Annotated in this window: 13 protein-coding genes; 3 read left to right on the top strand and 10 right to left on the bottom strand. The window is 36.6% G+C overall.

Annotation, left to right across the window (positions count from 1 at the left end):
* The 8 genes from P8O16_RS06550 to P8O16_RS06515 form a co-directional block, all read right to left on the bottom strand.
* Positions 1-3429 (bottom strand): DEAD/DEAH box helicase family protein, encoded by a 3429-nt coding sequence (locus P8O16_RS06550; protein ID WP_300312256.1) that lies wholly within the window; start codon positions 3427-3429, stop codon positions 1-3.
* A gap of 85 nt (positions 3430-3514) precedes the next feature.
* Positions 3515-4159 (bottom strand): hypothetical protein, encoded by a 645-nt coding sequence (locus P8O16_RS06545; RefSeq protein ID WP_300312253.1) that lies wholly within the window; start codon positions 4157-4159, stop codon positions 3515-3517.
* A gap of 16 nt (positions 4160-4175) precedes the next feature.
* Positions 4176-5282 (bottom strand): restriction endonuclease subunit S, encoded by a 1107-nt coding sequence (locus P8O16_RS06540; protein ID WP_300312250.1) that lies wholly within the window; start codon positions 5280-5282, stop codon positions 4176-4178.
* Positions 5279-6859, bottom strand: a complete 1581-nt coding sequence (locus P8O16_RS06535) for a class I SAM-dependent DNA methyltransferase (RefSeq protein WP_300312247.1) — start codon at positions 6857-6859, stop codon at positions 5279-5281. The genes P8O16_RS06540 and P8O16_RS06535 overlap by 4 nt, the downstream gene beginning before the upstream one ends.
* 184 nt (positions 6860-7043) lie before the next feature.
* Positions 7044-13199, bottom strand: a complete 6156-nt coding sequence (locus P8O16_RS06530; RefSeq protein ID WP_300312244.1) for a DEAD/DEAH box helicase — start codon at positions 13197-13199, stop codon at positions 7044-7046.
* Positions 13189-16443: an STY4851/ECs_5259 family protein gene (locus P8O16_RS06525; RefSeq protein WP_300312241.1), complete on the bottom strand. Its 3255-nt coding sequence runs from the start codon at positions 16441-16443 to the stop codon at positions 13189-13191. The genes P8O16_RS06530 and P8O16_RS06525 overlap by 11 nt, the downstream gene beginning before the upstream one ends.
* A 47-nt stretch (positions 16444-16490) precedes the next feature.
* A complete protein-coding gene (locus tag P8O16_RS06520; RefSeq protein WP_300312239.1) occupies positions 16491-17645 on the bottom strand; it encodes a hypothetical protein in 1155 nt (384 codons plus the stop codon).
* Positions 17632-20178, bottom strand: coding sequence for an N-6 DNA methylase (locus P8O16_RS06515; RefSeq protein ID WP_300312236.1), 2547 nt, complete (start codon positions 20176-20178; stop codon positions 17632-17634). Before P8O16_RS06515 ends, P8O16_RS06520 begins: the two co-directional genes overlap by 14 nt.
* A gap of 154 nt (positions 20179-20332) precedes the next feature.
* Between P8O16_RS06515 and P8O16_RS06510 the strand changes: the two genes are divergently transcribed.
* From P8O16_RS06510 to P8O16_RS06500, 3 genes are all read left to right on the top strand, one after another.
* Positions 20333-21322, top strand: a complete 990-nt coding sequence (locus P8O16_RS06510) for a WYL domain-containing protein (protein WP_300312234.1) — start codon at positions 20333-20335, stop codon at positions 21320-21322.
* A 174-nt stretch (positions 21323-21496) separates the two neighbouring features.
* The gene (locus P8O16_RS06505) at positions 21497-22021 is read left to right on the top strand and encodes a hypothetical protein (RefSeq protein ID WP_300312231.1); all 525 of its coding nucleotides are present in this window, start codon (positions 21497-21499) and stop codon (positions 22019-22021) included.
* Positions 22022-22097: 76 nt separating this feature from the next.
* The gene (locus P8O16_RS06500) at positions 22098-22280 is read left to right on the top strand and encodes a hypothetical protein (RefSeq protein ID WP_300312228.1); all 183 of its coding nucleotides are present in this window, start codon (positions 22098-22100) and stop codon (positions 22278-22280) included.
* A gap of 14 nt (positions 22281-22294) precedes the next feature.
* Here the strand turns inward: P8O16_RS06500 and P8O16_RS06495 are convergent, their stop codons facing one another.
* Positions 22295-23545, bottom strand: a complete 1251-nt coding sequence (locus tag P8O16_RS06495) for a phage integrase SAM-like domain-containing protein (RefSeq protein ID WP_300312225.1) — start codon at positions 23543-23545, stop codon at positions 22295-22297.
* A 462-nt stretch (positions 23546-24007) separates the two neighbouring features.
* Positions 24008-24367 carry a hypothetical protein gene (locus P8O16_RS06490; RefSeq protein WP_300312222.1) on the bottom strand — a complete coding sequence of 120 codons (360 nt, stop codon included), beginning with the start codon at positions 24365-24367 and terminating at the stop codon, positions 24008-24010.
* Positions 24368-24451: the final 84 nt, after the last annotated feature.

The following is a 24451-nucleotide window of genomic DNA, read 5'->3' as shown; positions in this document are numbered from 1 at the left end:
CTAACCCACACCGGCGCTCCCATTAATCCTATCCAAGATGCTAATGATCTTCGTCACCTGGGCATCGTCAAACAGGCCAAATGGTCCGCTATCATTCAAGTCTTTGAATGGAGATTCAAACAGCGCTCGTTTATCGATCACTCCATTTTGAGTCAGATAACCTATGATCAGATCCATAAATTTGATTTGCGTTGCATTTAGGTTTTGAGCTTGTATAAAATCCGTAAAGGCTGATTGTACAGCTTCTTTATCCAATCCAATCAATTCCCGTATGAAAAGTCCCAAGGTTTTTCCTTTGCCTTCTTTTTCAAACTCCTCTTTCGATCCGACTTCTTCTGCATTAAAGAAAATCTCCTGAAGTTGGGCTAGCTCCGCTTCTGTGATGGGTATATTGGATTTGATTTTACTGATCACCAAATGATCTTTGTGCTCTTTTAAGTAGCGTTCCACCCGCCTTCTATACGGTTCCAGAGGAGCTTCTTTTACAAGGCTTTTTTCCTCCACTTTTGTAAGATCCAAATAGTCTTGAAAATGCGTCTCAACCATTGGCTGATCTATCGCATCCAAGAACTGCATCAGTTCTCGAAGCGTATCCCGAATCTTTTCCAGATTGATCACACTCGCCTGCTGTAGGAAGCCATTCAAGACACTCTTGATCATCGGCATTCTTGCGCCTACCAAAGGTATGTTACCTTTCCTTTCGAGTATCCTACAGGCTGTGGTTATTCTATTTTCATATCTGCTGGTTATTCTTCCTCCTATCAATGCCAATTGGTAGTTCAACATCAGGACATCAAACCTTCGGGCTGATACATCGTCATCTTCATCTGATAGGATAAGGGGGATGATATGTGTCCCTATTTCCTGAAGCTTCGAAGGCCCCAAGTCTGCCCACTGGTCTTTTGCTTTGTATTTCTCTACAAATTCTAAATGATGTCGGACCACAAATCGATCCTGATTCAAGGAGGCCACTTGAGCATGAAGCAAGTCAATCAACTCCTCTGCAAATTCATTCTCTTCTTTACTTGTCGATTTCCGGAGTGCTAGCGCTAAGTCTAGTCTCAATTGAAAGGCTTGCTGGGTCAAAGAAATACCAACGCTACCTTTGCTTTCTTCTGGATTGAGTTCAAAGAATTCGAAGTTTTCGCAGTAGTCAAATATCAAAAAACTATCCTTATGCTGATCCGGGCCAAATAAATTAGGCCTTAATCGAGTGCCTCGCCCGATCATTTGCCAAAACTTAACTACCGATCTTACCGGCTTAAAGAATACCAAATTCACCACTCGTGGAGCATCCACCCCAGTATCCATCATATCTACAGAAATAGCGATTTGCGGCTCTTTCTCCTCCTTGTCGAGTTTGAAGCGTTCGAGAATATCTTGTGCTTTCTCTGTCTGGTTATCAATCACCCTACAAAACTTCCCTGAATATTCCGGGTAATTCTTATTGAACCGCTCTTCTATGTAAACCGCATGTTTATGATTCTTTGCAAAGATGATGGTCTTTCCGATCTTATCTCCTCCATCCACTTTGATCCCTGAGGTCATCAGATGATTCAGGACTTGATCAACTGTATTGGAATTAAATAGCCATTTATACAATTGGCTCTTATCAATTCCTGCTTCTGCTTCCTCATTGGTCGGGTCGCCAAACTTCTCCTCGTATTCCAACTTCTCTTTTTCGGATAGCTCAGAATATTTGATACCCTCTCGCATAAATTTAAGTGGGACACTTATCGCTCTGGGTGGAACCAAAAACCCATCCTTAACTGCCTCTTCCAACTCATAGGCAAAAGTTGGATTATCATCTTCAATATCAAAAAGTTCATAGGTATTGTGATCCACATCCTTTTTGGGAGTGGCTGTCAAGCCTAAAAGAAAAGAATCAAAATATTGGAAAATGGCTCTGTACTTTTGATAAACGGATCGATGCGCTTCGTCAATAATAATCAGATCGAAATGCCCTACGCCATAAAAACGACCTTCTCCATTTCTAGCTCTATCGATCAGATTCATCATAGTCGGATAGGTAGAGAATACCAATCGAGTGGAATCATTCTCTTTTTCTTTGGTCAAATCGATGCTTGTGAGCTCTGGAAGATGCTCTGTAAACGCATTTTTTGCTTGGGTGACCAAGGCATTCCGATCAGCCAAAAAGAGTATTCGCTTTGCCCAATTACACTTCACCATCATGTCTACAATAGATGCCGCTGTCCGAGTCTTCCCGCTCCCGGTGGCCATGATCAGCAAACTCTTTCTATGCCTTTGCTTGAGCTTACCGTCTTTGATGACAGAGAGATTTTCCGCCACTCGCTGTATGGCTTCTGTCTGATAAGGTCTACCCGTAATAGCAAGGTCTACTTTGAAGTCTCTCAGGTCTTTTCGGTCCTTGCGTCTTCTGATAGCCAGCTCTAACTGATTCTGGGTCATAAACCCACTCACCTTTCTATCCGGTGCGAACAAATCATCCCATAGGTAAAAATCAAATCCATTGGTATAATAGATCAATGGGCGCTGGGTAAATTTCTTTTCCAGACAATCTGCATAAAGCGAGGCCTGATGTCGGCCTTTTTTAGCGTCATGCGTGGTCTTCTTTGCCTCAATTACTGCTAAAGGAAGACCATTGTCACTCCAAAGCACATAATCCACATAGCCCAGCCCTGTAGGGTTGGTGGAGAGCGGCATACCACTGACTTCAAACTCCAATTCATAGCCTGATCTAAGCTTGGTCCATCCTGCATCTTTTAAGGCTGCATCGATGTATAACTTTCGAGTGTAGGCTTCCGAAGGAGCTTTTGGCAAAGCATGAGGTATGGCCTCCACTTCTCGGGCCTTCCGTTGTTCCTTGAGCTGTTCTTGGTGCTTTAAATTGGAAATGCGAAGCAATTCATTTGCCTCTTCTTTTTCTTCTAGAACTAGTCGCTTCTTATCATTTTGTTCTTCAAGCTTCGCCAGCTTTTCACGAAGTAGCTCGATTTCTTTTTTGCTCTTCTTTAGTTCATCCCCTGTAGGAATTAACCCATCATTAAAATCAGGAATCCGTACTTCGGCCTCTCCATAGGCAGCCACCAAAAAAGCAGCAAATCGAAACAGACATTTCAGCAAATGAACAGAATCTTCAGGCTTTACTTTCTGATTGTGGACCGCATTGTTTCCTATTTTTCGGATCAGATGGAGTTCGTGAAACAGATTTCCATAGGGATCAAAGATCTCTTTGAAACCTGCCTCATGCATCAGGCTAGCCAGCTTTTTATCATAGGGCCATTCCAGGTCTGCATCATTTTCGTACATCCAGTTTACGCCCAATTCCAAGGCAGCTCTTGCATTGAAGCAAGATTCCACGGGACTGGTCAAAGCAAAAGCTTCAGCCTTTATAGCCCGGTCTGCTATTTCTGGAAATTCGGTCGATATAAACTGGAAATTGCTCATTTATCTTTGCATACTATTTTCCCCTGAATCTCTGCAAGACAAGAGCGTTCCTATTTGTGGTTGTTGAAGATTACATTTTTGCATTTTACTCGATTTCTTGATTATAAGATCTTTTCTGTTCTACCCAATCCATAATAAATTCAGCTATCTTATTCGAAATCTTCATCATGGTAATTGAAGCTGCTATTTTTTCTTCCATAGGAACCAAGTCATCATTCATTCTTATAATTCCATTCAATAAACTCTCCTTGGAATTAATTCCGAATGACTGCTGAGTAACCAAATTACTAAAATGCACATAACCGCTTCCCTGCTTGTATATGCCTTTAACCCAAGCCATGTCCGGTAATTTTGATAACTCATTGACCAAATGTCCATCAATCATCTTTTTTTGGTTTCTATCTTTTAGGTCCACAATGCGCATTCCGTTCAACACCTTATTAGCAAATTCATCAACATTGTAATCAATTATCCTTGAAGCGAATAATCTCAGAAGGGAATCCATATGTATTCGCACCAATGGCGCTGCTGCAATAAAATTATTATCCTTGAGGAGAGAAATATATGCTTTGTGAAAATTCACCGTTCGGTTCAAGATGGCGGTACAAAAAAGGTCATAAGAATACAAGTTTGGATTTGCTTCTAGCATCCATTTACCTAGCTTAAATATCTCTTTGATATAAGCGTTTATCGAATCTAGTATCTCCTCAAGTTCCTTTTCCGAATCCATGCTTTTAAAGTATAAATTAACTCACCAACTCCCCCTTAAAAGCTATTTGTAATAGGCTATTGAAGAGGTTTTCAGAACTTATAATCTCTTGGTTCAATATTTCTTTTTGAGCCTCTACAGAATTGACTATTTCTTCAAATTCCGATTGAAGATTTTCCGGTGGCATTAAAAATTTAATTTCCCTCATATCTCCAAGCTGCAAATCTTTAACAGCATTACCTTTTGCCAGTCTTTTAGATAAATTCTGGACATAATCTGACCTTAGGTAATAAATCGCATATTTCCTGTAAACAGATTTATTGAATACCAACCGAGCTGCATTTTGAGTTATAGCAAACAATTCTTGATTTTCAACCAGAGCACAATGTCCAATACTACCTGTTTTAGAAAATAAAATATCACCTTTATTTGGTCTACCTTTTTGAGATAAAGAATCAAAGTCTGTTTTGCTTATCCTAGCAGCATTTTCCATATCTAAATACCCCGATCTAATTTCCTTTGCAGAAATAAGTGGAACACCAGTCTTATGATATTTAGGTCTCACAGTAAGGCCATAAGTAATTAATTCAAGCACTTCTCCCATCTTCTTAACTTCCCACCCCTTCGGATTAGTGACCGGATCACCAAACATCTCTAAAAAGATGCTTTGGGCGAGTTCATCATATTTGGCGAGGAGCTGCTTAGTTTTTTGGCGGTGGGCATCCGCTGCATCTAAAATGGCCGCTATCTTCTTTTGCGTGGCTAAGGGAGGGATAGGGATTTCTGTCCTCTTAAGATATTTGAACTTTCTATCGTAACCAGTGTCAGGAATATGGACTTTATGAAGCAAATAATAGGCATACTTGGTATCGACCTCATCATAATTAGGTTGAATTACTTTAACCCCATCGGCACCTAATAAGAAATCAAAATCAACGAATTTTAAGCAACCGGTGTGATCGCCAAAAACAATAACCTCTCCTTTTCTATTAACTGTACGATTAAGGTCAGAATACCCTCCAATTAAGCCCTTACCCTGATCAATAACCGGATGATTGCCATAAGTCAAGTATTCAGATTTCTTAACCTTAACATTTCCTCCAGTTATATCCTTAAAAAGTGATGTGAATTTTCTTATAATCATAAAAGGCTTTTCAATTCAGTTAAAATTTGAATCCTCTCTTTATCCAGAGATTCAATTTGCTTTATAATAGCTTCAGGCTTATCATACTCCTCCTCTTCATAGACAATCTCCTTGTAGCGGTTAATGCTGAGGTCATAGTCGTTTTTAGCGATCTCTAACTTGAGCACCATGAAGCTTTGCTCTGTTCGAGCTCTGCTTGTTTCCTTTTCTCGGTTTTGCCAGCGGTTCTGGATATCGGGGATATTGTTCTTGGCATGGGCTTCTTCAGAAGATTTCTGACCGTAAGGCACTCTTTCTTCGGCGGCTATTCCCAAACCCAACGCAGCGGCTATTTCCTCTTCCACTGTTTCGTTTTTGATAAGGAGCGGCGTACGCTTATCATCCAGGCTAAAACCATCGGCTTGCATATCGTAAAACCATACGTTATCAGTACCTCCACTATTGGTTTTGGTAAATACCAATACCGCTGTACTTACTCCTGCATAGGGTCTAAAAACCCCTGAGGGCATGGAAATAATGGCATCGAGCTTTTGATCCTCCACTAGCGTTTTGCGTAGTTCTTTATGCGCATTGGAAGAACCGAAGAGTACGCCGTCTGGCACAATCACTGCTGCACGTCCACCGACTTTCAGCATCCGTAAGATCAGGGAGATAAACAGAAGCTCTGTCTTTTTGGTCTTGGTGACACTCAGCAAAGAGCTTTCTACTACATCATAATCCAAACTTCCTTTGAAAGGTGGATTAGCCAGTATCAAGGAATACAAGTTGGTTTGATCCTCATTGGCTTCGCTGAGTGCATCCTTCCCGATTAACTGCGGGTTTTCGATCCCATGCAATTGCAAGTTCATCGCCCCGATACGTAGCATGGTCGCATCAAACTCAACCCCAGTAAACATTTGGTTGTGGAAGTGCTTTCGGAAGTCGCTATACAAGAACCAATCTTCATGGTTTTCATACACATACTCCGCAGAAGAAACCAAGAAACCTGCTGTACCGGAAGAAGGATCGCAAATGGTATCTTCCCGTTGCGGTTGCATCATATCCACCATCATGCGGATGATATGTCTTGGGGTACGAAACTGTCCATTGGTCCCTGCGGTGGCAATCTTAGAAAGCAAATACTCATACAGATCTCCTTTGGTATCTCGATCCTGCATATCGATCTTATCGACCATTTGCACCACCTGATCCAGCAAGCGAGCAGTAGGAATCATAAAAGTGGCTCCCTTCATAAACTCGGCAAAAGCACCAGCCTTCTTGTCCATCTGCTTCATGTGCTCAAAGACAGTTAGCCCATTGGCATCAGGACGGGTAAAGAGCGCATACATAGTCTCGGGATCTTTGTCCTTGAAATGACTCCATCGGAAATTCTGTTGCTCGGCAGTGAAAAACTCCAGCTGCTTGTCAATGCCCATTTGATTGGCCTTCTTCTCTTCGAGGGTTTCCATCTCGTCTATCCTTCGGATAAAGATGAGGTAGGTGAGTTGCTCGATAACAGTGAGCGGGTTGGCCACTCCTCCCGTCCAGAAGGAATTCCAAATTTTATCTACTTGTGATTTTAATTCTCCGGTGATCATATAATGCAGGTCATTTTAGGTTGTTGAATTCCATCTATAGAATTGAAATATTTAAACTATTCAGTCAATCAACTAAGTTAAGAATGAGATATTTTTAAAAATATAAGGCTCCATTTTTGGAACTTGCTTAAACTTAACTAATCCTTTCAAGTAATCTTACTTCAATTTTACATTTACAATTCATCTAACTTACTGTCAAATAGATATAGGTAGGTTGAGATTGATAATTCTTTAAAGAGTCATTTTTAATTACACTTTTCAAGACATCCAATTGATCCTGGATATTGCCATAAAACGGAAATTGAAAATTACTTGACCATCCATCTAATTGCCAATAACCCAACCCTTGATCTAGCCTAATTGACAAATAGGCTCCATTCTCAAAATATAACTTCATTACTCTACTATGAGCTATATCTTTGTTGTTTTGTAATTGATGAATCTTAAAATTTTTAAATTTTGGTTCTAACAAATTTTCTATTAACAAAGACTTTGAATTTTCTTCTCCCTGCCTCCAATTGTGATTAAGGTTCACTCCGTAGCTCTGGGCATCGGGTGTTTTAGTATAAACCTCTAAGTTACAAGCAAGGTCAAGATTGAACGGAATAGCATTCAATACTTCATTAAGCAGAATAATTGTAAAAGGAGTTGCCAAATATCGATCGGTGTATGAAATCTTTGAAACTGCTAAATCCAGGTTGATTGGTAGGTTTTTATCAGCAATTTCATTTTTGATTCTTTCCCAAAAAGCTATACCAAACTGTTTAATCTTACCATTAAATTCATTGGAGATTAATATTTCTGCCAATTGGATTTGGCTCTTAGCCTTTAGCTGAAGTTCAAATAATTCTGTTTTTGGAATTTGTGAAAAACTATCTGAGTATAGCAAAAATGAATCAGCGCTTGACTTACCCCATTCATCATTAATCTCTCCTATTTTAACCATTGCACTTGCAAAAACTTTTTTATCATTATTTTCATTTGATAAGACTCCTAACAGCATGAAGTTATCATTTATAGAAAATCTACTTACAAATACATGATTATGAGCCTTTAAAAAAGCTCTCAAATCAAAAAATTGCTCTTCTGATAGCTTTTCTATAAACCCATAGGGAAAGGACAACTCAATAGAAGAGATTGAAATATTATTTATAAACTTATTAAAAGTAGGGTTTAAAGGTGAGAAATTGGATTCATCGCCGGCTACAAATAACTGAAGTTTAGAAGGATACTTTTTAGATGCCAGAACTAACTCCGTTGCAAAATCATTCAAGCATAGCTTGGTATTATCTCCAAGTATTTTCTGTTCGACTGGAAGCTTCAATTTTTTTGAGAAACTTTCCAAAAACGCAAATGCAATATTTCTATCAAGAAGAGTTTCAATTTGTCTTAAATCATAACTTATGAGACAACTCTCACAACTAGTATTGCAACTTGAAGGGCAATTTGTCAAGTTGATCGCTTCATCTATTACTTTATTTAATATTTGAGGAGCAATAGATGAAAACCCAGAACCACCAGTGGTATTGTCAAAAATGCAAATTGAGAGCACTGGAACGCTAGTTACCTCGATCCTTGATTGCTTAACAGTAAGATTTAACTCTTCAATGTTAATTCCAATTGCTCTTGCCAATCCAGTTTTTATAGATGCCCCTACCGACCATGCCAATACTCTGTTCTCTTCATTAACTTCAAGAAGCTTACCTGATTCTGTGTCTGTAAGGAATAACTGAAACGCATCAGTTGAATGATAAGCGCCTAGGTTAATCCCTTTTTGAACCTGCGAATCTTTAGGATTACATTCGGTACTTTCGGAATTTTTAAGTTTACCGTGAATTCTTTGATGGCTCATAAATCCAGACGGTATTTCTCCTTCCTGTGTCATACTTTCCGACTTACCACAAGAAAGACAAAGCGCATACCCTTTACCATGGTGGCCTTTATTTCTAAAATAAATTACAGCATTGTCGGACACTTTGTAGTAACCTAAAGTTGGATTTGGAAAAGGCTTTAGATCGGATGGTACATTTACCCAAGGTTCATTTACCGGTGCATAAGGAACCGAGGATAAATCGTTATTTGGTGAAACATTAAAATCAACCCTATATCCTTGAGGTACTAGAAATCTCTCTGTGTTATCTTGTGAGATTGCTTTGTTACAACTGATGCAATTGCCTTTAAAACTAATGCCTTCAACACCATTTTCCCCACAATTTGTACATCTCCAAGCAGTCTTGATCTCATCTTTAGCCTGATCATTCAAATTGAGGCTATTAAGAGTTATTCCTGCTGAGGTATAAACCTTACCATCTAATACCACTTTAGCACCAGGCGCATATTCCATTAAAGCCTGCTGCATATTTCTTGATGGCTTACCTTTAAAGCTCATTCTGTTGTCTTCTCTAATTGAACCTGAATCATCTTTCTTTGATTTCCATTCATCCAGACTCCAAGTATCGAAAGTTGCAATGTTAGTAGGGAAACCATAGCCAGGCAAAAAATTACCCTTCACCAATTCTGAAATTAAATATTCATTCAAATGTCTATTTACCTCCACATTAAGTTTTCGGTAAAAAGCATCTTTTTTATCTTCTTCGTCCTCAAATTGCCCAAGCTCATTTTGGAAATATTCAAATTCTGTATTCCAAGCGTTTTGAATCCCTAAAATAACAGAGTTTGCATAGTCAAAAATCTGTTCATACGACTTCATATTCAGGGAAGTTCCCACTCTAATGTTATCTAATCCTCTAAAGGTCTGAGAAGGTAAAGAAAGTAGCCATGCACTAAATAGATCAGCTACACTGGACTCTTGACCTTCCAAAGGCATAAAAAAGTCTTTATTCTTTGTTGTTAGAATATTTTTTCTTGAGAGAATTGCTGGTAGTTCATTCTTTAGGTAAAACCCAAATAAGTAAGAGTTAAGATGTCTCTGTATAATTTTATCACTGTCCAAAGTAATATTTGGATTCACGGGTTTTTTATCGAATGCCCACCGAGGATTGAAGAAAACATTCAACTCTATAGATGAATTCTTACAAATTGTATATGAAAGCGCACGTGTTTCATTCCTCCGCCCTGCTCTTCCCGCTCTCTGAAGGTAATTTGCTGGATGTGGTGGAACATTATTGTTTTGAACTATTGATAATCCACCTATATCCACGCCCATTTCCATGGTGGTTGAACAACTCAACACATTGACCTTACCCTTTTTAAACCAATCTTCATATTTGCTAAGCGTGTTGGATGATTGTTGTGCCGAATGTTCTGCTACTCTTACGAATCTATTACCTGTTACAATTTCATCCGTTTGATCAGTCCACAATCCTTCCTGTCTAAGATTTTCAACATGGACATCCAACTCTACCCATTCTTTCATTTCCTGATACCATTCAGAATCTAGTTGATGGCTTTTTATTGGGATAGTAGGAAAGACAATAGGTTTACATTGATATCTATCAAAACCATGTTCTGATTTACTAATGTAGGGAGTGTAATTTTTTAAAGTTGTATCTAGAACTCTATGTGTAACTGGACAAAACCACCTTTTTTTGGGGATAGCAAAAGACATCTTCTTGAGGCTCATTTGATACCCTTCTCCTGCAGGCGTTAAAATACCAGAATTCCTCACCAAGTCAACCCAAGCTGCCTCCAGGAAATGATTTATCAAATCTATTTCCTTAATAGTTGGATTTTCAATATCAATTTTCAAAACAGCTGAAAGAAGAATAACCAATCTATGCAGAGGTCTTCCTTTTCTGAATTGCGGCCAAGGCTTATGTACTGACCCAGATTTCTCGTGAGGATTCACCAAGTATTTAGGAGAAAATTTACCTCCTGACCACCTTAGCAGATAAGTGTCTAGATCTACAAATATTCCATTTCTTACATGATGATCAATACAGATTTTCAGAAAGTCTTTCCAATCAGATAATGTTAATTTATGATTCAGCCATTCAGCCTCAACTTGTTTAATTTTCTCTAGATCTGGGTAAACTATCTCAACTAGACCTAATGTTTCAAGAGAATTTAGCCTTTTAGGTCTTCTACTGAAATTTATTATCAGTTGTAGCTCAATATATTTATCCAAACCCTCTGATCCTCCAAAAATTAGTGGAGCTAAATCTCTATAATATGAAAAAATATGATCCTTGATCTCAGCATTCTCTCTTAAACTCCTTTTTAACTCTGAGTATGGTGTGGGCTCGGGTTTCAAAAATTCAAGATCATTTTGATAACCCTTTATAATATCAACTATTCCCGGATGATCTTCTAAGGGTTTTAATTTGAAAATCTTTTCATTCAAATCATCTAATCGATGAGAATCTATCTCTTTAGAAATTATGGATAAGATCAAACTTCTGATTTTCATCCTTTCAGAGTCTTGCTGAACCTTAATTGCCATCTTTGCTGTACCCTGTCTACTATCTGTAAACGTTATTAGCCTTCTACCATCAAAAGGTAGATTCTTTGGGTTTATGTGGGGATCAGTTTTTCTTAGTAAATGAGGTAAAACATTGCTAGAATAGAAAGCCATTCCTAAATATGAATGTCTGAAAGGATCTTTTTCACCTCTCCCCTGATTTCCACAACTAGAACACTTATATGAAGACCTATATACTTTGGTAGTATTAACATCGTGCAAAGCTTGCTTGCCAAAAGAATCTATCCTAATTGGAGTAGTGGTTTCACTTTCAGATGTTGCAAAAGTCACCCTTGATTCTGAAGCAATAACATCTGAATCAGAATTGTCTTCATCATCATATTCTGCATCTAATTGAAACTCATCGAAAATACTACTCAAAGTTTGAGTGAAAACAACCTCCCCATTGGTCGTTCCCTGTCTAGCTTCCAAATGTTCATGATTACATTCTGTACAAAATACCAGTTCGTAAATAGGCGAGCCACAACTACATTGCTGCTTTTGATAGGTATAAACCATGCCATAGCTCCAGTTTGTACCTTCTAAGGCCGACCCCATTTTTTCAGAACAGTTTTTATTAGAACAGGTCCAAAGACCAGACATTGTTCTTTGAAAGAAATGGCCCCGAAGAGGCAAGAAACTTATATCATCTATTAATAGATCTTTCCTCGATAATAGGTCCAACCACTCTAAAACTTCCAGCTCTGAAAGTTTAAATCCTTTTTTTTCAACTTCTAAAATTAATTCCGAGACTAATTTTGGAGTGGCTAGAGAATTTCTAATTGCCCTAGCAATTTCATGGAACTTTAATTTATTAATCAATTCTTTTGGTGGTAACTCAACTAGATTGCCTAAAGAATCTACTATCGTTTTCTCTACATTCGGAAGTTTAGGGATTTCTCTAAACCCTTCGATAACTTCAATTTGGGAGACATCAATACCTGCAATATCAGCTAGATACTTTTTCAAAGTCTCTTTTGAAGAATCATCTGAACCAATAGTGGCAGAAGTAGCTATAAATCTGATTTGCTTGGATGAAACTCCAAACCCCTCCATTACCCTCCTAATTAATAAAGACAATTCTGCCGCCGCTGAGCCTATGTAGGTATGAGCCTCATCAAGAACTATATACTTTAATTTACCTTTAGATTTATCAAGAATTGGGGAATCTTTTTGCCGAATGAGCATATACTCCAACATTGTAGGGTTAGTAATAAGAATAGGGGGCGGTGAGTCCCATAATGATTTCCTATCACGCACTTCATTCTTAGGATAGAATTCTAAGTCTTTCTTTTTTAAGGATTCCGGGGTATTTCCATTGTATAAACAAAACCTTATGTTGTCAGCAAAATTATAAGTCCATGCTAAAAGGCGCTCTCTCTGACTATTTATCAATGCATTTAAAGGATATACAAATAGTGCTTGAACACCTTCTAACTTTTGTTTTGAACTTTCATATTGTCCAACTAAATCATTTAAGATAGGTACCATAAAACACTCTGTTTTTCCAGAGCCTGTACCACTTGTCACCACTATTGACTTTGGTTCTTTTTCAGCCAATTTTTTCCAAGCATCAATTTGGTGACAATACGGATACCAGTCTGATTTTAATGCCTGGTTTGTAAGGTCAAGGTCTGAATCACCTATTTTTATTTTATGACTAGCATCAAGAGAGGTTACAAGAGAATCTATTAATAGATTACCACGAAGTTGATGGAAAGTTTTATCTCCTTTTTGCCAAGGGAAAGTTGCTTCAAACAAAGGATCCGAAATTAATCGGCCTGACCGATTATTTGCGGAAAATGTCTTTGATAAATGCCTTCTTAAAGCTTCTGATTTAGGAGACAAAATCCCAAGAGTACTTCTTGTTGCCTTTTCACTTACTTGTTCAAAAATCTCTTTATAGTATTTATTTTCCATTTTGCATTTTTTTTGTCAAGAGGTACCCTTGAGTAAAGTCAAAAATCTTTTCAAACCACTCTGAATCGAAATCCTTTATTTGCTCTATTAAAAATCTAACTTTTATATCTGCTAGTTCCTCAATCGTAAACTCATCGTTAACAGTTGAAGCTGCTAAAATAACAGGCAGAAACACTACAGCTTTTTGGTAAGAATTTACATTACTAAATATATCCTTGAATTCAAGGGGTATAAATTTAAGCCATAGTCTAATTTCAACATTTAAATGATCTGGCCACTCTTGGTCTATCTTCCTTGACCTAAGACCTCGTTTACCATGAGAACCATTTAATTCTTCATTTATTAAATAATCATAAAGTTGTAAAGGTATTGGCTGGGCCTCTTTCTCCAAATAAGATTTAACAGTCATTACCCCAATTATTGAATTGATAGATTCGAGTTTCTTGAAAATTATTTCATTAGAAATTTCATCAGGTAAGCCTAAATTTTCAATATAATTTCTGTAGTATTCGAAAGCTAAATCCCACTCGGATATTTTCACTGTCCTCCATAAAATGGAAAATTCATCCGTAAGTCTCAGGATAAATTTTTCAGACATAATAAAAAACATACTTGCAAGTATGGTATTGGATTTAGCAGAAGCTTTCCAAATATCAAGGGTTGCCAATGGTATGTGTTCCGTTTCTTCAAAGAGTTCCGCCAACTGTTTCCACTCCCTATTTCCAGGGTCCTTAACTAGCTCTAATAGTAATTTTATTAGTGCAGCTTGTCTGTCATTGAAATCACGAACAAGACTTGCCTCATGTAAATAAGAAAGCTGATCTGAAGACTTAGCATTAAAACTTTTTATCCAGACAACAGGACAAAAAAAGTTTCCAGAATCCTTTTTAGGATAGATAAACCATAAACCATCGTTTATTGAGTTATCAACCAATAATCCCTCAGATGACACTTGTAGTTCTCGAAAAGACCCCGAATTCTTATTAAAGGCTAAATCTAATCGAAATGCATTTACACTCTCTACTAGTTTTTTAAATGAAAAAGAATCTTCCAAAAAGTAAGGTTTTGAATCAAATTGCCTAATTATAAGATTTTGATTACCAAATCTTAAACTAACAAAAGAATCATTATTTGGTGAAATTGAAAAGAGCGTTTGAATACGTCTTTTTAGGTTCACTAATGGAATCTCATAAGTACCAAATGGTTCTAATTCAAAATAAAAATTTGATGTTATTTGTTTAAAAATGTTAGGGTCATTAAGAGCGATAACCAGACAACAAGTTTGCCTTGTGCTTTTGAGGTTGTTTGTAATAAATCGTTTCCCAAAAAGACCTCCAAGAAAAACATTATTTGCAGTAGGAATAGGTTTGCCTTCTTCATCCTTAAATGATGTAATGTCTTTTGGAATTGGAAATTGAATTTTTACAGGAGTTAATGAATAAGATGAATGAAGCTTCAAAACAAAAAAATCCTCTTGGTTTTGATATGAGGAATGAAATACGACAATATCATCTTCAATAGAAGAATTCGTAGCTGTTTCGATTGACTTCTTAAATTGGTTAGCGCCAAATAAGACTACTTGAGATTTTTCTTTTCCTGGGAGGAACTCAACTCGAAAATCTTTTGGAAGAACATTAATTGAAAGATTGAACATTGTTGTTCCTGTTGAATCTCTTTTTCTAATTTTCAGTTTTCCATAAATATTATCAATTAGAGGTTTCCATTCACCGCTAGAGTTTAAATACTCGATCCCATGACGTACCCTTTCAAGCAGTATTCCACTAGAATTTACTTGATAAATTCGGGGCATACCTAAAAAAATCTCCTTGTTCTTATTAGGGTAATATGGGATTGAATGGGAGTTTGATGGAAGAATATGGTACCTTATTTCCTCTTCCTTATTCGTAAAACTGATAGAGAATCGATTATACCCATCCGTTATTTTACAAGGTTCCTCTATTTGAAATAAATTAACCCCCTCTTCCCTATAATTTAATTCGCTTTCATAATTAGTTGGAGAATAGGTGTCTTTTAATAATACTCGATACGTACTAGCCTTTAATCTTGAGGAACCAACAGATTTAAGTTCCCAATCCTCATTTACTTTGCTGAAAAAAATAGGGTTTTCATTATCAGATAAATTAGGTGAATCTACTCTTAAATCGATACTTTTTGATGAGATCGGGTCCTCAAGTTTTAGTTTTTGGGTGTCGAATATTGATTCTGATAAAATCATATTATAAAAACCTCCAGAACTAAACTTTCCTTCTTTGGAGATTTTATAGAGACTGCCTAAGCACCGTTGATCTCCATTTCCGTTTTCAGAATAAATTTCCAGGACATCAGACAAATTCATCCATTCATCTTTGGTTATTCCCAGTACCGTATGATCTATGATTCCTTCTTCTAGATTAAAAATCTTTTGAACAGAATAAGAATCTTCTAATTTGATCAAGCGACACTTAATATGCAACCTATTTAGAGGCACAACATCCCGATTTCTGGATGTATCGGAGAGTAATTGATTTATGAATTTTATTGCTATTTCACTATCAGGGGCAATTGGAAATTCGTGTTTCCACTCGGGATAATTCTCATTTAAATACTCTACAGGGTTATTAAGTGATCTGAGGTCAAAACGATTATTCAAATTTATTAACTCATCTACAACCTTTTTTATCAGCTGATAGAAGTATCTATTTTTATAAGTAACTGGTATTCTTCTCCTTGAACAAATTTCTTCAACAATCTGTAATTCTGTCAAATCGAAACTTGATAACTCTAAAAATTCAAGATATCCATCTGCAATGACCTTTGAAAAATAATGATCTTCAATTAACAAGCTTCTAGGTATTCCACTTTCAAAAGCAATAGTGCCCAAGTACTCATTCTCTCCGCCTTGAGACTGAAGTATTGGTCTTTTAAGCCTTTTTAAACCTTTTTCGACAATTTTGTTTCGAAGTTGTGGGTTTGGAGTTTTTGCTCCTAAGCTTTCAAAAATCGGAGTCCATGACCAGTTACTCCCTTCATATTCCCTTCTCCACCATTCGCAGCAATACAGAACTATGCCTGTTGTAAAAGAATAAGACTCGATATCACAAAGCTCATCTAGGTCAAGTTCTAACGCAACCTTCAATTCCGAAAATTCTTCATCGGTTATTTTATATTGGTAGACTGGCTCACCAGTAAATTCAAACTCCCCTCTTTCATTCAAAAAATCGTTTATCCAATTTTTAATATGCATTTTCTTTTAGAATTGGTTGTAAATGAATTTAATCCTCTGGTGATCATTTATGCGTGTTCTATATCTTTAATATGGTCCTGATTATCTTCTTTGAGTGTTATTCTAACTATCTCCCCTTGTTGAAAGCCTTTCATCTTGTAAGGAGGAACTGACTTTCGAATGGTACCATCCTCGCTAATAAAGGATCCCCAAGCATCCTTGACGCTGTTTATTTCTCCATGAATCCATCCTAATTTTTCATTTACTTCAATGCTTATTTTACTCCATTTTTTCTTGCATTCTTCTGGAGAAGGTAAATCATCAACATATGATTTAAACCAGATGATCAAATCCAAAATGGTTAATGTGGTAGATTGATACAAATAAGAAGTTCTTGAACCTTTGATAAATTCATCCACTTTGAATCTAAGATCTTCCTTCAAGTGACAAGCATCTTGAATGACATCTATAACTGAATTAAAAAGGTGTGCTATGAGCGGCGGGAATATTTCACCCTGGAATTCATAATCCTTATGCTTTCCTTTAGAGAAGAATTTTAGATCATTCAAGCTTAGATCGTCGGCTATAACCCCAAATTCAACTAACCGATCTATCATTTTCTCTAAAATCTTTCGAAGCGGAGTAAAAAGATCTTCCGAATTCTTCTGGCCATTTAGCTCAAGATTTTTGATCATTTCAAAAAGTCTTTCTTTCTGATTGCCCAAATACGATTCTTCACAAGCCTCAAAAACCAATCGATGTTTCATAACCGCTTTCAGCATTGGTGCAGCATCAATAGCCTGAACCAACAATTCAAACAACTCTTTGTCCTCATCTTTATTTTTATCAAAGACTTTACCGTTGCCATAAGAAGAAATACCCAAAAGCTTAACACTGGTATTTACTTCATGAACAAAAGTTGGCTGGCCAGATAAAATAAACCAAGGCAAAACTCCCCCTCGTGTATGAATATCATGAAGAAATCGAGCTACTTCCCCAAAAGCATCATCATTTATCTCATCCCCTGTTTTGGTAGAATCCATGTAGAATTTCCCATCCAAAATAACCCCCTGGTAATTCATAAGGTCGTTTTGAAGTATGCTCAATCCATCACTTGCATTTGAAACCCCAATTAATTCAATATCTAGATCAAGAGCATTTTCTGAAATCTCTTCAAGCTCTTCCCATTCATCATCAAACCAGAGCACTTTATATTTCGCCATAATTCTTTTTTAAATCTTTGATTGGGAAAATCAATTCGAAGGTTGTCACCATTGAATTTTCTATATCACTTTCCAGCCTTGATTCATCAGTAAACTTCAACTCGCCATTATGCTTCTTCATGATTTCTTTGACATACCAAAGTCCAAACCCATTTCCTTCACTATTCCCAGTCTTGGCTCCTTGCTTTGAAAACAATTCAATAGTAAACGATGATCCTACAGGATACCCACTATTGGAAACATTCAAATGAACCTTGAGTATGTTCTCTACCAATATAGGCAAGATGGTAAAGTGTATCTCTTTCTTACCTACAAAGCCTTTAAATCCATGCATCACTGCATTTCTGATTAGATTATCCAGCAGATCACTAAGTAGCTCCCCATTTGACAATATCACAATATCCACCGCATCAGCTTCACCAAGTACATCTCTATCAATAAACGTCTTGAAGCTTACTCCTTTTTCCGTCCCCTCTTTCTCTCCTACATAGTTCTCAATAAAAGAGATTAATTCTACCTCTTCTAATGTTTTATTTTCAATGGCATACTCATCACTAGATTGATTTATAAGTTTTGTGACTTTCTCTAAGTCTCTTTCAAAAATCTCCAGATAATCTTTAAAGGTTTTAGTCCTTTTATCATTGATCTTTTTATCTAAAAGTTCCGGAAATTGAGAAATCACATGTTCCTCCAGCATCAAATTAATATTACTAAAAGCTCCCCTTAGATTCTTTAGCGGACCAGCAATTTTATGCCTCAAAAAGCTATTTGCATCTGCTTTTTCTAGACCAATCTTTTCAGTTAAAGACTGTAATTCCTTCTCTGCAACTCGGACTAGCATTTGCTTTTCCTCATCAACAGCATTCTTTTGATCTTCCAGCGAAGGGAGATTAATCTTTAAGCTTTCTAGATCTTTTCTTCTCATGGAAGGTATAGTAGCTCCAGATTGAAACCGATCAATTTGAGAAAGCACATATGGCTTTTCTAGCTCAATAATTAAATATTCTATAATCGCCTTGGACGTATCAACCTCGTAGTAAAACACATTTACAAAATCAAAAACTAGAGCTTGATAATTTGAAAGAATTGTTGGTTTAAGTCTTTTACCAATTCTGGCAATTAAAAGGATTGGTTGATCAGAATTAATAAAAATCGGTCTTTTACCACCTCCAGTTAATTCTTCATAATTAATAAATGCCTTTGATAGTGATCCATTCAAATTTTGAACACTAATTTTTTTCACACCTACTTGAGGAACATCGGCTGGAATAAAAGATGGTCGAGATAGGACACTTCCTAATTCAACATATTGCATGAAACTAGGCCCATCTATTTCTTTCCAATCAAGAAATCTACTAGGTTGTAAAAAATATTCTTGGTTTTCAATTTCAATTTGGCTTGCAACTACAAAGTCAAAATCAGGAGATTTAGTCAAGACTTCACCTTGCCTAAATGATTCTACTAACATCCCAATATTTGAAATAACTGAAGTATCAATGGTAGTAAGATTCCTTGCTTGAGCACTCACTTGACTAGCGGCATCAATAAGTAGAACATCTCTATGAGTTGTGGATGAGACTTTTTTGACAACCCAAATACAAACAAGAACACTTGAATACAAGAGCATGTTGCCTGGAAGGCAAATTATAGCCTGAACTTGACCAGATTCTACAAGTCTTTTTCTAACATCATAATCAACAGAATTGCTTAATGAAGATACCGGTAACACAAAAATCCCTGTACCCTCTTCCTTTAAGTAATGTAACCCTAGCATTACCCAAGCAAGATTTATTGAACTTGACCTAATCAAACCCTCTCCGAAAGATTCATTGATCTGGTAAAGTTGCTCTCTATCAATTCTCAAGTTGTATGGAGGGTTGCACAATACAACATCTGACTTTTTGCCATTGAACAATTCAGAAGTCAAACTGTCGCCCAACGATAAATTGACGCTAGGATGGTCCAAAAACCTAAGTCTAGCAAAATTCAAAGGACCTGCATTTATATCCTGACCAAAAGCACGCTGGCCACCATTAGAAAGAAAATCCCCCAATAATGAGCCAGACCCACAAGCTGGATCCAAGGCAGAGTACAAATCCTTTGGAGTTAATTCTTGAATTAGCTTTCGCAAAGAGCCAGAAGTCGAAAATGCCCCAAATTTACCAGCAGTGGTATTAATCTTTTCAAAAATATAATCGAACGCTATATCATATTCCTTTTCTGATAATTCTAGAAATTCCCAGTCGATGATTATTTGTCGAAGTACAAAACCATGCTCTTGTACTAGATTTCCAATGTTCCTTTCCAGGCTTTCATCAATTTTGTCTTCACGACAGAATTGTGAAATCACATTCTTTAAAAAAGAATTCACATCTACCTCCCGTGCCAATGAATTTTTCATTTCACTGAAAACCACAGGATGCTTATAATTAAATGAAAGTAGAAAAACGACAAAGCTAGCTAAATCAGTATCAGTGATGTTACCTCTCAAACTCAGTACTCTCTTCCAGTTTCTCTCTAATCTCTCTTCCATAGTCATCTAAATTCCAAATTTCTATTGTCTGTAATTTCACTAGGTTCGCCTTCCTTAATCACCTTTTGAATTACTGAGCTTTCTCACATTCTCCTTTGATAGAACAGTACAAACTTATAGCTTACTTGTTCACTAGGCGTGAACACCTTTGGAAATGGCAGAAAATAAAAATGCATATACCCGCTTTTTGATTCTTGATGAATGTTTAAGAAATGGGTTCGCAAGGTTTACTCTTACTTCTCTCCTTGAAAAACTTAATGAAAAACTTGATGAAAAGAGTCTAAAACCCATAGGTAGAACACAATTTCACAAGGATTTGAACTATCTGGAATTTGACTTGGGAGCTCCCATTATCCGTGAACAAGAGGGACAATCAAAAAGAATTCGATACGATGATCCAAACTTTTCCATTAAAAACCAAGCTTTAGATATAAGTTTAGTCAAAGATATTAGGGATAGTCTTTCCACTCTACTCCAGTTTAAAGGACTTCATCAATTAGAAGAGTTGGAGGAATTATTACCAAAGCTGGATAAAGAGTTTGACCTGGACACTCAAACCAAACAAATCATAGCATTTGAAGACAATCCGTTCCTGAAAGGACTGGAATTCCTTAATCCATTAATCGCCTACATCAAAAACGACACACAATTAATCATAACCTATAAAAGCTTCCGATCATCGAAATCAATTGAATTTGACCTCTCTCCCTATTTCCTGAAGCGATACAACCAAAGGTGGTTTCTTTTTGGACAGGTTAATGGTTTTGAAACATTGACGAATCTTGCATTAGATAGGATCGATTCAATTGAATTTAGCAGCAATAAATTCACACCAAACATACTGTACAATTGGAATGAATATTTTGATGATATGATCGGTGTTTCAAGACCATCCAATGGAGTATTAACTGAAATACAATTAAAATTCACTCCCGAGCAGGCACCTTATATTAAAACTAAACCAATTCATGGAAGCCAAAAGGTAATTTCAGAAAATGAGGATGGTCTAGTTGTTCGAATTGAAGTGATTCCAAACAATGAATTAGAGGCCCTAATCTTCAGTTATGGAGAAAGCTGTGAAGTTCTCTTTCCATTGAGGTTAAGAAGGCAAATCATTGAAAGGCTATCCAAATTCAAATATTAAAAATACCCTGTGCAGGGTATTTTTTTTTATGCTTTTAATTTTATTCCTTTGAAATTAGTATTCAGGCACTAAGTTTTTATTTCTTTACGCTTGGGAAAAATTAGCCATTAAATTATTTATGACGTGATGAAATCAAAATTTACCTTTCTAAGTATCATGATTCTTTTTTTTGTTATGGGAAATACCTTCGCCCAAAAAGCAAAAATCAAAACTTCAAAAACTGAAATTGTAACAGTTATTTCTGCAATAGGAGCAAAAGAGATTTACACTGAATCTGGTGTAATACAACTTACAGAAATTGAAAAAATATTTTTTGAGATATTTGACCCTCAATTTGAGGCTCAGTATGCTAAACTTTCCAAATTCTTTCCTGTAGAATATGGGAATGGGGAAAGTTTGGGAGAAGTTGAAGGGGAAGTATTTTCTAATCCGCTTCAAACTGTTGCCCCTTCTTTAACGATTATTTACCCAGAAGACTATTTAATAAAGGCTTCAAATAGTGGTCTTTTAAGCTTAGGCATTGGAGCTGTTACAATAATTGCAACAGTAGCCACGGGAGGGGCATTCCCTGTAATTGCAATTGTAGGAGGAATAGGGAGTTTAAGTTTTTTGGTAGATGGTTGGTCTAAAATAGGAAAGGCTGGAAAAATGATGAAAAATGAAAGAAAGAAAACTAAGTCCCCTGAGTTATCAAATTAATAATTTGATTATGTGGAAATTACAACTTGGCGTAAAAAAACAATTTATTCATCTGGCATCGTCATGTTTTATTATTATGCTGGTCCTAGTCACTTTTATTTCTTGTGTGGATAGTGAGGAATGTACTCAGGATTATTTGAATGCTGATAAATGGTATGTTGAGCAAAGTAAACTTGCTGGAGACAATCAAGATGCTAAGGACAGGGTTTATGAAGAGTATTTAAAGCGGTACAAGGAAATCGATTCTAGATGCAAATGAAAAATTGGGTAATTCTACAAATAACTTAAAAACAACTTCGCATTCTCGTCCTTATCCTTTGGCTTATTAATGTATTGTAAGAAGGTACTCTCTTTAGTGTGACCAGTAATCCCCATAATTACTGTCGTTGGGATTCTTTTGTAATAATTAGTAGCGAAGGATCTCCGGCAGGCATGAGAGGTGATTAATTCATGCTTAGGATATTTACCGAAAACTTTTCGTTTGGTTTCAGGATCCATTTTTTTTCCGTCCGTGATTTCATCCAACCCTGCCTCCTTACATACATCTTTGATATAATCATTGAAGTTTGACAACGCTATTTTCTCAGGAAACCCCTGAGCTAAAATTCGCTGCGCTCTAGGGGTAATTGGAACTGAAACATGCTTTTTACCTTTCTGCTGATAGACATCGATAAGCTGACCATCAAGGGTTGTTCGGATATCTGACAGCCTGATTTTCATCAAATCTTCTCCCCGTTGACCAAGTTCACATCCAAGTAAAAGCCACATTCTAGCATTGATCAAAGCATCTCTAGTCAATTCTGCTTTTTCAATTCGATTAAGTTCATCAAAAGATAGGGTGACGATGTATCGATCCTCATTAGATTCTGTAAACGCTTCTATTTTCAAAGCATTAGGGTGAATGGCCACTCCAAGCTTTTCCGCATCTTTTGAAACACTCTTCAAGAATGCAAGAGACTTTCCTGCGTGGTTAACGGAATACCCCTTTTTCTTCAACAACCAATTCTTGAATTTCTCGACAAGTTCTGGAGATAGATCACGAAACCGAAGAGGTTTCTTTATTGACTTTTCAAATTCGAGGACAATATTTTTAAATGTTTGGTAATTCTTTACGGTATTAGGTGCAAGGCCAATCTTACTTTTCCCTTGGATTTTTCTTGTATCAGCATGATCAATGATGTATTGAACCTGATAGGAAACAAGAGATACATCGGTTTGTATTTCCCGATGGAAGCAGGCGTCCGTTTTTCTTTCAAGAAACTCTTTGTTGATTTCCTCACCTTTTGCCTGAGCTTCATTAATACATTCAAGAAGATGCTTCTCCAAGGATTTGAGATTTGACTCAGTGTTCTTATTGGCAGTATCATTTTGTTTTGGAAACCCCTTTGCTTTGCTCCAATTGGAAGGGAGGATTGAGAACCCTGTTCGTATTCTAAAAAATGAACCTCTCCCCATAGAAAGATAAAAGTAAATTGGAACAGCCTTATTTGCCTCACTTCTTAACTGAAATTTGATTGTCGCCATTTCATTGATGTTTGCCAAATTTATATTTTTGGCAAACCATTGGCAAACATTTTCTGGATTTCTTTAAATCACATGATACTACATGCTATTAGTTTGATTTTCAAAAAGTGGTCATAATAGTCTATTTGGGTATTTTTATAGCAATATTTGTGCAATAGGACAGGAATTCAAAAACAACAAAATCCAATAGGTTCGACTCCGGCTCTGGGTACATTGCTAAAGCTCCTTCTTTCTAGAAGGAGCTTTTTTTATGGATAAAATCCGGAGGAGAAGTTTATACCGATGTAGCGCAGCGGATATCGGGAAATCCGGCTCTAGGTATAAAAAACCCCTTCAGAAGCAATTTTGAAGGGGTTTTTGCATTTTTTGGCAAACTATTGGCAAATATTTTAAATTCCAATAAAATTCGGACCAATTAGTCTGAATATCGAATCAAATAATAAAACTCTCGACAGATTAATTTTATTTTAGTTTTCTCTTGAGCAGATACTTGGATAAAGCATCATCATTACTACCTGTTAACACCTTGTTATCCACATATTCCCATCCATTTTTATCCATAAAATTCAGTGCTTCCACCATTGACTCAAATTCCACAGGTTTCCCACTTGGTCCTTTGATGAGTTGAAGTTTTGAGAATTTGTATTCCTGTCCATAATCAATCGTAATATTAACTTTTCCAAGCAGGTACTTATTGAACCCTACCAATTCGCAATAGTTGATATCCAACTCGTTGATGTTAACCTCTTCAACGTAGACTTGGGAAAAAGAATAAGTTACACTTACCAGAAATAAACAGAGCGCTGATAGAAAAATTTTCATTTCGATTTTTTTTAATTAAAGATACTTTTTAATCGCAAATACCCGCTGCAGGGTTTTTATGAATTCCCAATCTCTCGACTTCCA

Origin of the sequence: Algoriphagus sp. (genome assembly GCF_029254265.1) — a bacterium.
Classification (GTDB): domain Bacteria; phylum Bacteroidota; class Bacteroidia; order Cytophagales; family Cyclobacteriaceae; genus Algoriphagus.
Note: the sequence above shows the minus strand (reverse complement) of the source record. Positions and strands in the feature narration are given on the sequence as shown.

Bases quoted from the DNA above. Each gene is read 5' to 3' on its own strand.
- P8O16_RS06530 (WP_300312244.1), bottom strand. From the start codon at position 13,199: ATGGAAAATAAATACTATAAAGAGATTTTTGAACAAGTAAGTGAAAAG.
- P8O16_RS06545 (WP_300312253.1), bottom strand. From the start codon at position 4,159: ATGGATTCGGAAAAGGAACTTGAGGAGATACTAGATTCGATAAACGCT.
- P8O16_RS06520 (WP_300312239.1), bottom strand. From the start codon at position 17,645: ATGGCGAAATATAAAGTGCTCTGGTTTGATGATGAATGGGAAGAGCTT.
- P8O16_RS06490 (WP_300312222.1), bottom strand. From the start codon at position 24,367: ATGAAAATTTTTCTATCAGCGCTCTGTTTATTTCTGGTAAGTGTAACT.
- P8O16_RS06525 (WP_300312241.1), bottom strand. From the start codon at position 16,443: ATGCATATTAAAAATTGGATAAACGATTTTTTGAATGAAAGAGGGGAG.
- P8O16_RS06535 (WP_300312247.1), bottom strand. From the start codon at position 6,859: ATGATCACCGGAGAATTAAAATCACAAGTAGATAAAATTTGGAATTCC.
- P8O16_RS06505 (WP_300312231.1), top strand. From the start codon at position 21,497: ATGGGAAATACCTTCGCCCAAAAAGCAAAAATCAAAACTTCAAAAACT.
- P8O16_RS06500 (WP_300312228.1), top strand. From the start codon at position 22,098: ATGCTGGTCCTAGTCACTTTTATTTCTTGTGTGGATAGTGAGGAATGT.
- P8O16_RS06515 (WP_300312236.1), bottom strand. From the start codon at position 20,178: ATGGAAGAGAGATTAGAGAGAAACTGGAAGAGAGTACTGAGTTTGAGA.
- P8O16_RS06540 (WP_300312250.1), bottom strand. From the start codon at position 5,282: ATGATTATAAGAAAATTCACATCACTTTTTAAGGATATAACTGGAGGA.
- P8O16_RS06510 (WP_300312234.1), top strand. From the start codon at position 20,333: ATGGCAGAAAATAAAAATGCATATACCCGCTTTTTGATTCTTGATGAA.
- P8O16_RS06495 (WP_300312225.1), bottom strand. From the start codon at position 23,545: ATGGCGACAATCAAATTTCAGTTAAGAAGTGAGGCAAATAAGGCTGTT.
- P8O16_RS06550 (WP_300312256.1), bottom strand. From the start codon at position 3,429: ATGAGCAATTTCCAGTTTATATCGACCGAATTTCCAGAAATAGCAGAC.